Source organism: Mesorhizobium sp. B2-3-10, from assembly GCF_006442275.1.
GTDB classification, from domain to species: Bacteria; Pseudomonadota; Alphaproteobacteria; order Rhizobiales; family Rhizobiaceae; genus Mesorhizobium; species Mesorhizobium australicum.
The window spans coordinates 67,430-79,694 of sequence record NZ_VFVT01000005.1 but is presented as its reverse complement, the minus strand read 5'-3'; the positions used below and the strand labels follow the sequence as shown (position 1 = coordinate 79,694).

Here is a 12,265-nt window from a genome sequence, read left to right as displayed (position 1 = left end):
AAAACCCCGGTCGTTCGCGGCCGGGGTTTTCTGTTTTCGCATCTGGTAAACAGCACCTCCGAACGCCCCGAGACAATGGACCTGCCCATGACCTTGATCCAGACCCTGCGCCCCGAGGCCCTGGCCGCGCCCGAAAGCGGTATCGTCGCCGTCGTCAACTATGGCAGATTGCGCGAAGGCCTGATCCCGCTTTGGGCCGGCGAGGGCGACCTCCCGACGCCGTCCTTCATCACCGATGCGGCGTCGAAGGCGCTGGCCGGCGGTGAGACGTTCTACACCTGGCAGAGGGGCATTCCCGATCTCAGGCAGGCGCTGGCACGCTACTACGAAAGGCACTTCGCCAAGACCTTCGCCGAGGAGCAATTCATCGTCACCGGCTCCGGCATGCATGCCATCCAGCTGGCGCTCGACGCGCTTGCGGGAGCCGGCGACGAGGTGATCTACCTGTCGCCAGCATGGCCGAATTTCGACGCCGCCGCCGCCATCGCGGGTGCCGTGCCGGTGCCGGTCACGCTCGACCATTCCGGAAATGGCTGGTCATGCGACGTCGAGAAAATAGCGGCGGCGGTCACACCGCGCACGAAGGCGTTGTTCATCAACACGCCGTCCAATCCGACCGGCTGGACCGCCGATCACGAGACCTTGCGGGCGATCCTCGATCTCGCCCGCGCCAAGGGCCTGTGGATCATCGCCGACGAGATCTATTCGCTGTTCCACTATGGTCACGGCCGCGCGCCGTCCTTCCTCGACATCGCGGAGGCGGAAGACCGCATCCTGTTCGTCAACAGCTTCTCCAAGAACTGGGCGATGACCGGCTGGCGCGTCGGCTGGATCAAGACGCATCCAAGCCTGCAGCAGGTGTTCGAGAACCTGATCCAATATTCGAACTCGGGCGTGGCCCAGTTCATGCAGCGCGGCGCGGTCGCGGCGCTCGACGAGGGCGATGCCTTCGTCGCCGAACAGGTGGAGCGGGCGAGACAAGCGCGCGACCTGGTCTGCGGTATTCTCGGCGAAACCGGCAAGGCGCGCTTCACCGTGCCGCAGGGCGCCTTCTACCTGTTCTTCACCGTCGACGGCATCACGGACTCGCGGGCAGCCGCTTTCGAAATCGTCGACAAGGCCAATGTCGGCCTGGCGCCCGGCACCGCCTTCGGGCCCGGTGGCGACGCGTTCCTGCGGCTGTGCTTCCACCGCCGGCTCGACCAGCTCGAGGATGCGGCAAACCGGCTGGCAAGGTGGATGAAGACTGTCTGAGCGGCGGCGGCTTCCGCCACCTGACTTCAGCCGCCCGACTTGGGCACCAGCAGTGGAATGATGCGGTCGCTCTTGGTCACTGAGGGCCGTCCCGCCGAACCGTAGGGGATGCCGAGCGCGTCCCAGGTTTCGACCAGCGCGTCCTGCAGTTCGGCGATCAGCGCATCGGAATGGAACGGCGTCGGCGTGATGCGCAACCGTTCGGTACCGCGTGGCACCGTCGGGTAGTTGATCGGCTGGATGTAGATGCCGTGGACGCCGAGCAGGCGGTCGCTCGCCATCTTGCAGAGTTCAGGATCGCCAACCAGTACCGGCACGATATGTGTCGGCGATTCCATCACCGGCAGACCGGCCGCCGACAGGATCTGCTTGGTTCGGCTCGCCTGCTGCTGCTGGGCGTCGCGCTCGGCCTGCGAGCGCTTCAGGTGACGGATCGAGGTGGTGGCGGCCGCGGCGATCGCCGGCGGCAGCGCGGTGGTGAAGATGAAGCCCGGCGCGTAGGAGCGCACCGCGTCGATGACGGCGCTGGTGCCGGTAATGTAGCCGCCCAGCGTGCCGAACGCCTTGGCCAGCGTGCCCTCGATGATATCGATGCGGTCGGCCAGGCCTTCGCGCTCGGTGATGCCGCCGCCGCGCGGTCCGTACATGCCGACGGCGTGGACCTCGTCGATATAGGTCATGGCGTTGTAGCGTTCGGCGAGTTCGACGATCTCCTTGATCGGCGCGATGTCACCATCCATCGAATAGACGCTTTCGAAGACGATCAGCTTGGCGCGTTCGCGCCCCGCGGTCTGCAGCAGGCTTTCCAGATGCGCGACGTCATTGTGGCGGAAGATCTTTTTCTCGGCGCCCGAGCGCCGCACGCCTTCGATCATCGAGGCATGGTTCAGCTCGTCCGAGATGATCAGGCAATTGGGCAAAAGCCGCGCGATGGTCGAGATCGAGGCTTCGTTGGAGACGAAACCGGAGGTGAAGACGAGTGCCGCCTCCTTGCCATGCAGGCCGGCAAGCTCATGCTCGAGCTCGACCAGCGGGTTGGACGTGCCGGAAATGTTGCGGGTGCCACCGGCGCCCGAACCCATCTTGCCGGCCGCATTCTGGAACGCGGCGATCACGTCAGGATGCTGGCCCATGCCGAGATAGTCGTTTGAGCACCAGACGGTGATTTCCTCGGCGCGGCCGTTGGAACGCCAGACGGCGCGCGGAAACTTGCCCGCGATACGCTCCAGGTCGGCGAAGACGCGGTAGCGACGCTCGGCATGGAGCTGATCGATCGCTTCCTCGAAAAACCGCTGATAGTTCATGTCGACTTCCCAATTTTGCGCGGCATCATAATCATTGGCCTTTTGGCCGTCCACCGGGCCATTTTGGTCAAAATGCCACGCCCCGCACCTGTTCCTAACGTTGGCGGATCGTGGCCTATTCCACTTCACGACACGCTCAGTGGATCACTTTTGTTTCCGCACGATGCCACATCAAGTGAACGGCGGTTACCTCTCGTTCTAATGGCCATCCGCGGGGCTTTCCAGTAAGGCGGTTGTTGAGACAGTTTCCGATAAATCTTGGGTAAGCGAGGACTTGGGATGACGGTTTTGGTGACAGGCGGCGCTGGCTATATCGGCAGCCATATGGTCTGGGAATTGCTGGATGCAGGCGAAAGCGTGGTCGTTCTCGACCGCCTTTCCACCGGCTTCGAATGGGCAGTGGCGCCGGAGGCAAAGCTGATTGTCGGCGATGTCGCCGATAAGGAATTGGTCGGCGGGATCATCCAGGACAATCATGTCGACGCCATTATCCATTTCGCCGGCTCCATCGTGGTGCCGGAATCGGTAGCCGATCCGCTCGCCTACTACGAGAACAACACCTCGAAGACCCGCACGCTGATCGAAACCGCGGTCCGCGAAGGCGTGCCGAATTTCATCTTCTCCTCGACAGCCGCCGTCTATGGCGGCGCCGGGCTGGAGCCGGTGCGCGAGGATGCCCGCCTGGCGCCGGAATCGCCCTATGGCCTGTCCAAGCTGATGAGCGAGTGGATGCTGCGCGACGCCGGCCTTGCGCACGACATCCGCTACACGGCGCTGCGCTATTTCAACGTCGCCGGCGCCGACCCGAAGGGCCGCACCGGCCAGTCCACTCCGGGCGCCACCCATCTGATCAAGGTCGCCTGCGAGACCGCGCTCGGCAAGCGACCCTTCATGCAGGTCTTCGGTACCGACTATCCGACGCCGGACGGCACCTGCATGCGCGACTATATCCACGTCAGCGATCTGGCCGCCGCGCATCGCCTGGCTTTGCAGCGGCTGCGCGCCGGAGGCGCCAGCCTCGTCGCCAATTGCGGCTACAGCCATGGCTATTCGGTGCTCGAGGTGATCGAAAGCGTGCGGCGCGCCTTCGGCCATGATTTCGAAGTCAGGATGGGCGACCGGCGTCCCGGGGATGCCGCGGCGGTGGTTGCGAATTCCGATCTCGCCCGGTCCGAACTGGGCTGGACCCCGCGGCGCGACGATCTCGACCAGATCGTCAACGACGCGCTGGCCTGGGAACGCATCCTGACCAGCAAGAACTCCGCGCGGGGCTGAGCGCGCTTTCCCCAGGGGCTCACAAGCCCAGGGCTCGCAAGGCGCGCGGCGACGCGCTATGCAAGTATCCGCGACACGTGTGGAGGCGGTGCCGCGAAGAGCTTTGGGGGATGGCATGAAGATAACGGTGCTTGGAGCCGGCGTCGTCGGTACGGCGGCAGCCTACTATCTGGCCGCCGACGGTCACGAGGTCACCGTGATCGAGCGTCATGCGGCGCCGGCGCGAGGCACCAGCCAGTCGAATGCCGGGCTGGTGTCTCCAGGTGACGCCACCGCCTGGGCCTCGCCGGCGGCACTCAAGACGTTCCTGCGCGGGCTCTACAATCATGATCTCGGCATCAAGGTGCGGCTGCGCTTCGATCCCTATTTCCTCGCCTGGAGCCTGCGCTTCCTGCGCCAGTGCACGGTGGCCCGCCTGCGGGCCAACAGCCGGGTCAAGCTGCGGCTGGCGCTCTATTCGCGCGACTGCATCAACGCCATATCCGCCGACACCGGCATCCACTACGACGAGCGCAAGAAGGGCATCCTCTACTTCTTCCGCTCGCAGCACAGTCTCGACACCGGCGCCGACAACTACCGCTATCTTGCCGAGCATGGCCTGCCGATCGAGATCGTCGGCCGCGACCGGCTGGTCGAGCTTGAACCAGGTCTTGCCGGGGTGAAGGAAAAGATCGCCGGCGGTGTCTACTCGCCGATCGACCAGACCGGCGATTCCCGGCAGTTCGTGGAAAACCTCGCTGCCTATGCCGCCGAAAAGCTCGGCGTGAGATTCCTTTATGGGACGACGGTCGAGGGCCTCGATATCGAGGGCGACCGGGTGCGGGCGGTGATGACCTCGTCCGGACCGATCGCCGGCGATGCAGTGGTCATATCGATGGGGCCGGAGAGCGGCCTGCTCGGCCGGCGCTACGGCCTCGACCTGCCGGTCTATCCGGTGAAGGGCTATACCGCGACGATTCCGCTGGAGGATGAGAGCAAGGGCCCGACCATGGGCGGCGCCGACGAGGATCAGCTGATGGCTTATTCGCGCCTCGGCAATCGATTACGGTTGGCTTCGACCGCCGAGTTCACCGGCTTCGACCGCACCCACAAACCCAGCGACTTCGCCACCATGTTCAGAACCGGCAAGGACCTGTTCCCCGGTGCTTTCGACGAGAGGAAGGCCGAGCTATGGGCGGGTTTGCGGCCGATGATGCCGAACTCGGTGCCGGTCATCGGCCAGGCGAAATACCGCAACCTTTACCTCGACACCGGCCACGGCCATGTCGGCTGGACCATGGCGTGCGGCTCGGGAAAATTTCTCGCCGACCTCGTTGCCGACCGCAAGCCGGAGATCGACCCGCAAGGCCTGGTCTACAGGGGATAGGATGTCGGGACCGCAAGTCGCCATCGACCTTGGCCGCATCGAGCGCAATGCGCGCACCATCGTGGACCGCTGCGCGCTTTCGGGCATCAAGGTTTTCGGCGTCACCAAGGGCACTTGCGGCATGCCGCAGGTGGCGCGCGCCATGCTGCGCGGCGGCGTCTCCGGGATCGCCGAGTCGCGTTTCGAAAACATCCGCCGGCTGCGCGACAGCGGCATCAGCGCGCCGATCATGCTGTTGCGCAGCCCGCCGATGGCCCGCGTCGAGGAGGTGGTGCGCACCGTCGATGTCAGCCTGCAGTCGGAGCTGACGATCATCCGCGAGATCTCGCGCATCGCCGAGCGTATGGGCCGCGTCCACGACATCATGCTGATGATCGATCTCGGCGACCTCCGCGAAGGCATCTGGCCGAACGACCTCATCCCCACCGTCGAGCGGATTCTCGACATGAAGGGCGTGCGCATCGCCGGCATCGGCACCAATCTCGGTTGCTTCGGCGCCATCATGCCGACGGAGGAAAATCTCGGCCAGCTCGTCGCTCATGCCTACAAGACCGAACGCCTGTCCGGGAAAAGCCTGGACTTCATCTCCGGCGGCGCGTCGTCGTCCCTGCCGCTGCTGCTTGAAGGCAAATTGCCGGCCGGCATCAACAATTTGCGCGTCGGCGAGGCGATCCTGCAGGGCGGTGTCGAGACCTTCCGCGATGCGCCATGGGCGGAACTCGAACCCGATGCTTGCCGGCTGACCAGCGACGTCATCGAGGTCAAGCTCAAGCCGTCGCGGCCGATCGGCACCTCCGGCTACGACGCCTTCGGCAACCAGCCTGTCTTCCCCGACGAAGGCGACAGGTTGCGTGCCATCGCCAATATCGGCCGCGAGGATGTGCTGGTCGAAGGGCTGATCCCGATCGCCAAGGGGATAAGGGTGCTCGGCGCCTCCAGTGACCATCTGCTGCTCGATGTGCAGGATGCCGACCCGCCGCTCGCCGTTGGTGACCGCGTCGCCTTCCGCATGAGCTACGGCGCCATGCTTCTGGCCATGACCTCGGAATATGTCGAAAAAGCACCGATGCACGATGTCACGGATTTCTCCGGCCGCAAGATGGTGTCGATCTCGGCCGAAGCGGAAGCAGCTCGCATCCTCGCGCGCGAAGCAACCGGCGCCCGGCTGGAGGCGATGAATTTCGACGTCGTCGAACTGGCCGATATCGATCGGCCGCCCTCGGGCCTGATCCGGCTCGCCGCCGGCGCCGATCGACGCATCGCGCACAAGGCGCTGACCGCAACGGCCCGCGCGACCCACTCCTTCGGCCTGATCTGGATCGATTCCATCGCCGCGCTGATGCCGGAGGACGAAGATGGCATCGACTTGCCGGAGGCGTCGGTACTGGCGCGCTCGCTTGGCCTCGACCACAAGGCCGGCGCGCTGCAGCCGCAGCTGTCGCCGGAAAACGTCGTCATCATCGGACTGCGCCATGCCGACCCTGCGGAAGTGCGGGTCCTGAAGGATTCGCGCGTCTCGGCCTTCACAATGACCGATATCGACGCCATGGGCATGCGCGACCTGATGCACGAGGCAATCCGTGTCGCCACCTCGGGCACGCAAGGGTTTCATGTCAGCTATTCGCCCACGGCGACCGAATTCGCCGGCTGGGCGGCTGGCTCCGGCGGCCTGACCGTCCGCGAGACGCATCAGGCGATGGAGGCGATCGCGCTTTCCGGCGGGCTGCTGTCGATGGATGTCTCCGGCCTGGGTACCGATCTGGAGCCCAGGATCGGTAGCGACGCGGTCAACTTCGTCATGTCGGCCTTCGGCAAGCGAATTCTCTGATCAGCCAATAGCCTCGACGGCCGCCCGCCACGCGCTGATATATTCCGCCCAGGCCGGATCGGCCGGCGGCTCCTGTGTTTGACCTTTGCCATGCGCCGCGCGCTGGTCCGATGCAAGCAGGGCGGCCCCGATGCTGGTGCCGGTAGCGGCTTCCGATGCGATGACGGCGCGGCCAGTGCTCGCGGCGAGCATCCGCGTGAACAATTGATTGTGCGCGAAAGGCCCCTCGACGGTCGTCGGGCCATCGCCGCCCACGAGGTCGAGGCAGGTCGCCGTCATCAGCGCCAGGTAGAAGGAAATGGCGGCAAAGCGTTGGCCGGGAGGGATCGCCTCGCCCTTGCGCCATGCGGCGGTGTGATGCGGAAACGGCCCCGAGCCTTGCTGGATCGAAGGCAAAAGCAATGTCTTGCGCGCCAGCACCGCGGTGACATCGCTGTCGCTCCAGCTCTGCGCCGAGCCCTCGGTCAGCAGCGAGAATTCGCGGCCACCCATGAACCGCGCCGAGGGCACGGGGTCGCCGAGCGCATTGACATTGACCAGCGTATCCCTTGCCGGATCGAGCGCCACCGTCTTGCCGCCGACCGCCATCGACACCACCCAGGTGCCGGTCGAGACCACGCAGAAGGGCGGCGCATCTGACAGGAGGTGGGGCAGCAGCGAGGCGTTGGAATCGTGCAGGCCGCAAAAGACCGGGGTTTGTGGATCGAGCCCGGTCCGCTCCGCAAGCGCGGGCAGGATCGAGCCAAGCCGGTCCCTAGCCGGCCGCACCGGCGCCATCAGCTCGCGCCAGCCCAGGCGATCGACCAGCGCCGAAAAATCCCCCGTCCAGGGGTTCCACAAATCGGTGTGGCAGCCGAGCGAGGTGACCTCGTTGGCGGCCACGCCGGTCAGGCGCAGCGCCCAGTATTGCGGGTACATCAGCATCGCGGCGGCCCTGGCGAACTCCGTCGGGAAACTTTGCTGCTGCCAGAAGAATTGCGCGCCGAGATTGAGGCCGAGCGGCAGGCGCGGCGTGCCGGTCTCGGAGAAGGGCGGGCGGATCGCGTCATAGTCGGACGCGAGCTCATCGGGCCCATCGTATTCATAATCGAGGACAGGCAGCACCAGCTCGCCCGTGGCATCGACCAGCACGCCGGTCGCGCCATGCGTGGTGATCGAAACGGCGTCGATGCGCTGTTCGCGATTGAGGTCGGCAAGGCTGTCGAGGATGAACGCCCATAGCGCTCCGACATCATGATGCGGGTAGGGCGCTTGTCGCACCGGCGCGTTCGCCATCCGGCGCAGCGTCACCTCGCTCAATGTGGCGAGATCGACCAGCGCCACCTTGGCGTTGGTCTTGCCGATGTCAATGACGGCGATGTGGCGGACCGCGCTCATTCCATATGGAACATTATTTCCAGCGGCACCGCCACCGGCTCGTTATCCGGTTTCGTCTCCATGATGTCGGCCATTTCAGCCCACCAGCGCTGCATCACCGGATGCTTAGGCAGATCGTCCATGCCGTGACCATCGCGCCGCCACAGCACGCCGAACAGGATGTTCGTCTCCTCGTCGAGATGGATGGAGTAGTCGGAGACGCCGGCCTGCTTCAGCAACGCGACCAGCGACAGCCAGATTTCATCGTGGCGCTTTTTGTACTCGGCCTTCATGCCGGGTTTGAGCATCATCTTGAATGCGTATTTCTCGGGCATCAGGCCAGGCGCCCCCCGCGCAACCGCCGCCAGACGATCGGCAGCGCGATGACGGTGATCAGCAGCAGGCCGATGAAGATCGACATGACGATGCCGGGCACGTTGAGCAGTCCGAGGCCGAAGGTCACCAGCCCCATGATCAGGGCGGCAAGCACCACGCCGACGATGCTGCCGGCGCCGCCGAGGATGCTGACGCCGCCGAGCACCACCATGGTGATGACCTCCAGCTCATAGCCCTGCGCGATCGACGGACGCGTCGAGCCGAGCCGCGACGTGATCAGCACCGAGGCGATGCCCGACATCAGGCCGGTCAGGCAAAACAGGATGAATTTTATACGGCCGACGCGCACGCCGGAAAACTGCGCCGCGACCGGATTGTTGCCGATCGCGAAGACCCGGCGGCCGAAGCTAGTCCGGTGCAGCAGGAACCAGTAGATGACGGCCGCGATGAGGAAGAGCACCAGTTCGAACGACACCACCCACCAGACATAACCCTGGCCGAAGAAGGCGAAGCTTTCGGGATAGCCCTTGTAGGCCTGGTCGCCGAGAGTGATGAAGGCGATGCCGCGAAAAAGGCTCATCGTGCCGATGGTGACGACGATGGAAGGCAGGCCGAGGCGCGTGACCAGCAGTCCGTTGAAGGCGCCGCAGCCGAGCCCGACGACGATGCCGATCAGGACAAGCACTGGCGTGCCGGCGCCGGCCTGCCCCGCCATGCCCATCATGGTCGAGGCGAGCGCGATGATGGCGGCCACCGACAGGTCGATCTCGCCCGAAATGATCAGCAGCGCCATGGCGAACGCGATCAGGCCCTTCTCTGTGAAATTGAAGGTCAGATCGGACAGCGAATACGGATCGAGAAAATAGGGTGAGGCGAAACTGTTGACGGCAAAGATGGCGATGGCCACCACGACCAGCAGCGCTTCCCAGGAAAAGATCGCCGAAGAGAGCGGCTTGTCGAGCCGGTCGGGAATGTGGCGAGGGGCGGGGACGTCGGTCATGTCACCGCTTCCACTTTCTTGAGGATGATGCGGCCCTGCTGGCGTTCGCCGCGCGCGTTGAGCACGACCGCCAGGATGATGGCGCTGCCCGAAATCGCCATCTGCCAGAAGGGCGAGATGTTGATGACCGGCAAAGCGTTGGAGATGATGCCGAGGAACAGCGCGCCGAGCACGGCGCCGCCGACCGAGCCGATGCCGCCGGCGATCGAGATGCCGCCGATGACGCAGGCGGCGATGATGTTCAACTCGTAGCCGTTGGCGACCTCGACCGAGGCGATCACATAGCGCGAGATCCAGAGATAACCGCAGAGGCCACCGATCATCCCGGAGATGCAGAAGACGATGAATTTGGTCCGCCCGACATCGATGCCGGTGTAGACGGACGCCGTCGGATTGACGCCGATGGCATAGATCGAGCGGCCGAGCGCGGTGCGCGTCATCAGCACGAAGAACAGCGCGATCACCAGGATAGCGATCCAGGACAGAACCGGAATGCCGAGGAAAGCAGCGCGCTGGAAGCCGATGAAATCCGGGCTCATCCTGTCGGCGTTGACCCAGGCGCCGCCGGACAGGACGAAAGTGGCGCCGCGATAGATGGTGAGCGTGCCCAGCGTCACCACGATCGAGGGGATGTTCAGACGCCACACCAAAAGGCCGTTGATGGCGCCGAGCACCAGCCCGACTGCGAGCGCGATGACGATCAGCAGCGGGATCGGGATCGCCGGGTGCGCGGCGTTCAGCATCGCCACCACCATTCCGGTGAAACAGAGGTTCGACGCCATCGACAGGTCGATCGAGCGCGTCAGGATGACGACCATCTGGCCGAGCGCCAGGATCATCAGGATCGAGGTGTCGTTGAACACCTGGCGCAGGTTGCCGGGGTCGGCAAAGGCGGGGAAGCGCGTCGAGATCAGCCCGATCAAGGCGACGATGGCCGCGAGCAGCCAGATTTCGCGGTATTTGAGGAAAGCTTTCATGCCGCGATCCCTGCTGCTGTCCTGACCAGCGTCTCGGCATCCAGTCCCTTGTTGTCGTAGACCGCCGCGACAAGGCCCTCGCGCATGACGACGACGCGATCGGACATGCCGAGAATTTCAGGCAGTTCGGACGACACCATGATTACCGACAAGCCCTGCGCCACCAGTTCGGCCATGAAGCCGTGCACGGCGGCCTTGGAGCCGATATCGATGCCCTTGGTCGGCTCGTCCAGGATGATCACCTTGGGCGCGGTCGCCAGCCATTTGGCGATGACCACCTTCTGCTGGTTGCCGCCCGATAGCGTGCCGACATCCTGGCTGAGCGAGGAGGCCCTGAGGTCGAGCCGTTCCGTGTAGGAGCGGGCCAGCGAAAATTCCTCCGCCAGCCGCAGCATGCCTGATTTGGAGGTGCGGGCGAGCGATGGCAGCGAAACATTCTGGAAGATCGGCAGGCCGATAACCACGCCCTGCTTGCCGCGTTCTTCCGGCACGTAGACGATGCCGGCCTCGATCGAATCCGCGGCCGATTTTGGCGCGATCGCCTTGCCATCCAGCGTGATCATGCCGGCGCTTATGCGGGTAATGCCTGAAATCGCCTGCATCACCTCGCTGCGCCCGGCGCCGACCAGGCCATAGAAGCCGAGAATCTCGCCCTTGTGCAGTTCGAACCCGATATCCCTGAACTCGGTCGGATGCGACAGGCCGGAAACGGAAAGCACCGGCGCGCCGATCTCGGCCTTGCGCTGCGGAAAGATGTGGTCGACCGAACGGCCGACCATCATGCGCACGATCTGGCTCTGGCCGGCATCCCTGATCAGGCCTTCGCCGACCATCTCGCCGTCGCGGAACACCGTGTAGCGATCGGCAATGCGATAGATCTCGTCGAACTTGTGGCTGATGAACAGGATCGCCTTGCCCTGCTCCTTGAGGAATTCGATCAAAAGGAAAAGCTCCTCGATCTCCTTCATCGAAAGGGCTGCGGTCGGCTCGTCCATGATGACGATCTGGGAGTCGATCGACATGGCGCGCGCGACGGCGACGAGATGCTTGTTGGCGATGCCGAGATCCCTGAGCCGCGCATCGGCATCGATATGGCCGGCATGCATGGTGTCGAGCACTTCGCGCGCATTCTTGCGCATCGTGCGCCAGTCGATGGTGCCGAAGCGCGTGCGCGGCGCATGGCCGAGGAAGATGTTTTCGGCGACGCTGAGATCATCGAACAGCACGGTTTCCTGATGGATGGCGGTGACGCCGTGGCCGAAGGCGGCGTGCGCGCTGGGCAGCGCGACGGCCTGGCCGTCGATGCTGATCGTGCCCGCATCGGGCTGGTAGATGCCGGTCATGATCTTGACCAGCGTCGACTTGCCGGCGCCATTCTCGCCGATCAGCGCGGTCACCTGGCCGGGATAGAGCGACAGGCTGACATTGTGCAGGGCACGGACACCGGGGAAGCTCTTGGAGATGCCGGACAGTGCCAGGCGCGGAGCGGAGGCCGGAAGCCGCTCGTCAGTCTCGCTGTGTCGGGCCGTCGTGTCCATATCCGTATCAAGCCCTGAAACTAGGTCCGTT

At 64.6% G+C, this 12,265-nt stretch carries 10 protein-coding genes; 4 read left to right on the top strand and 6 right to left on the bottom strand.

Features of this window, described 5'->3' with window-relative positions:
- The first annotated feature begins 87 nt into the window (after positions 1 to 87).
- Positions 88 to 1,254 (top strand): pyridoxal phosphate-dependent aminotransferase, encoded by a 1,167-nt coding sequence (locus tag FJ943_RS15880; protein ID WP_140722825.1) that lies wholly within the window; start codon positions 88 to 90, stop codon positions 1,252 to 1,254.
- A gap of 26 nt (positions 1,255 to 1,280) precedes the next feature.
- Here FJ943_RS15880 and hemA read toward each other — a convergent pair whose 3' ends face one another.
- Positions 1,281 to 2,558 (bottom strand): 5-aminolevulinate synthase, encoded by a 1,278-nt coding sequence (hemA, locus tag FJ943_RS15875; protein ID WP_140722823.1) that lies wholly within the window; start codon positions 2,556 to 2,558, stop codon positions 1,281 to 1,283.
- A gap of 279 nt (positions 2,559 to 2,837) precedes the next feature.
- Between hemA and galE the strand changes: the two genes are divergently transcribed.
- The 3 genes from galE (at position 2,838) to FJ943_RS15860 (ending at position 7,027) form a co-directional block, all read left to right on the top strand.
- The gene (galE, locus tag FJ943_RS15870; protein WP_140722820.1) at positions 2,838 to 3,833 is read left to right on the top strand and encodes a UDP-glucose 4-epimerase GalE; all 996 of its coding nucleotides are present in this window, start codon (positions 2,838 to 2,840) and stop codon (positions 3,831 to 3,833) included.
- A gap of 115 nt (positions 3,834 to 3,948) precedes the next feature.
- Positions 3,949 to 5,199 carry a D-amino acid dehydrogenase gene (locus FJ943_RS15865; RefSeq protein WP_140722817.1) on the top strand — a complete coding sequence of 417 codons (1,251 nt, stop codon included), beginning with the start codon at positions 3,949 to 3,951 and terminating at the stop codon, positions 5,197 to 5,199.
- A gap of 1 nt (position 5,200) precedes the next feature.
- Positions 5,201 to 7,027, top strand: a complete 1,827-nt coding sequence (locus FJ943_RS15860) for an alanine racemase (RefSeq protein WP_140722814.1) — start codon at positions 5,201 to 5,203, stop codon at positions 7,025 to 7,027.
- On the opposite strand, the gene FJ943_RS15855 is transcribed toward FJ943_RS15860, so the two are convergent.
- The 5 genes from FJ943_RS15855 to FJ943_RS15835 are packed head-to-tail and all read right to left on the bottom strand — an operon-like array spanning position 7,028 to position 12,234.
- Positions 7,028 to 8,404, bottom strand: coding sequence for an FGGY-family carbohydrate kinase (locus tag FJ943_RS15855; RefSeq protein WP_140722811.1), 1,377 nt, complete (start codon positions 8,402 to 8,404; stop codon positions 7,028 to 7,030).
- Positions 8,401 to 8,718 carry an L-rhamnose mutarotase gene (locus FJ943_RS15850; protein ID WP_015319238.1) on the bottom strand — a complete coding sequence of 106 codons (318 nt, stop codon included), beginning with the start codon at positions 8,716 to 8,718 and terminating at the stop codon, positions 8,401 to 8,403. The genes FJ943_RS15855 and FJ943_RS15850 overlap by 4 nt, the downstream gene beginning before the upstream one ends.
- Positions 8,718 to 9,719, bottom strand: coding sequence for an ABC transporter permease (locus tag FJ943_RS15845; protein ID WP_140722808.1), 1,002 nt, complete (start codon positions 9,717 to 9,719; stop codon positions 8,718 to 8,720). The genes FJ943_RS15850 and FJ943_RS15845 overlap by 1 nt, the downstream gene beginning before the upstream one ends.
- A complete protein-coding gene (locus FJ943_RS15840; protein ID WP_015319236.1) occupies positions 9,716 to 10,696 on the bottom strand; it encodes an ABC transporter permease in 981 nt (326 codons plus the stop codon). Before FJ943_RS15840 ends, FJ943_RS15845 begins: the two co-directional genes overlap by 4 nt.
- Positions 10,693 to 12,234 (bottom strand): sugar ABC transporter ATP-binding protein, encoded by a 1,542-nt coding sequence (locus tag FJ943_RS15835; RefSeq protein ID WP_140722805.1) that lies wholly within the window; start codon positions 12,232 to 12,234, stop codon positions 10,693 to 10,695. The genes FJ943_RS15840 and FJ943_RS15835 overlap by 4 nt, the downstream gene beginning before the upstream one ends.
- Between the last annotated feature and the right edge of the window lie 31 nt (positions 12,235 to 12,265).

Bases quoted from the DNA above. Each gene is read 5' to 3' on its own strand.
- FJ943_RS15880 (WP_140722825.1), top strand. From the start codon at position 88: ATGACCTTGATCCAGACCCTGCGCCCCGAGGCCCTGGCCGCGCCCGAA.
- hemA (WP_140722823.1), bottom strand. From the start codon at position 2,558: ATGAACTATCAGCGGTTTTTCGAGGAAGCGATCGATCAGCTCCATGCC.
- galE (WP_140722820.1), top strand. From the start codon at position 2,838: ATGACGGTTTTGGTGACAGGCGGCGCTGGCTATATCGGCAGCCATATG.
- FJ943_RS15865 (WP_140722817.1), top strand. From the start codon at position 3,949: ATGAAGATAACGGTGCTTGGAGCCGGCGTCGTCGGTACGGCGGCAGCC.
- FJ943_RS15860 (WP_140722814.1), top strand. From the start codon at position 5,201: ATGTCGGGACCGCAAGTCGCCATCGACCTTGGCCGCATCGAGCGCAAT.
- FJ943_RS15855 (WP_140722811.1), bottom strand. From the start codon at position 8,404: ATGAGCGCGGTCCGCCACATCGCCGTCATTGACATCGGCAAGACCAAC.
- FJ943_RS15850 (WP_015319238.1), bottom strand. From the start codon at position 8,718: ATGCCCGAGAAATACGCATTCAAGATGATGCTCAAACCCGGCATGAAG.
- FJ943_RS15845 (WP_140722808.1), bottom strand. From the start codon at position 9,719: ATGACCGACGTCCCCGCCCCTCGCCACATTCCCGACCGGCTCGACAAG.
- FJ943_RS15840 (WP_015319236.1), bottom strand. From the start codon at position 10,696: ATGAAAGCTTTCCTCAAATACCGCGAAATCTGGCTGCTCGCGGCCATC.
- FJ943_RS15835 (WP_140722805.1), bottom strand. From the start codon at position 12,234: ATGGACACGACGGCCCGACACAGCGAGACTGACGAGCGGCTTCCGGCC.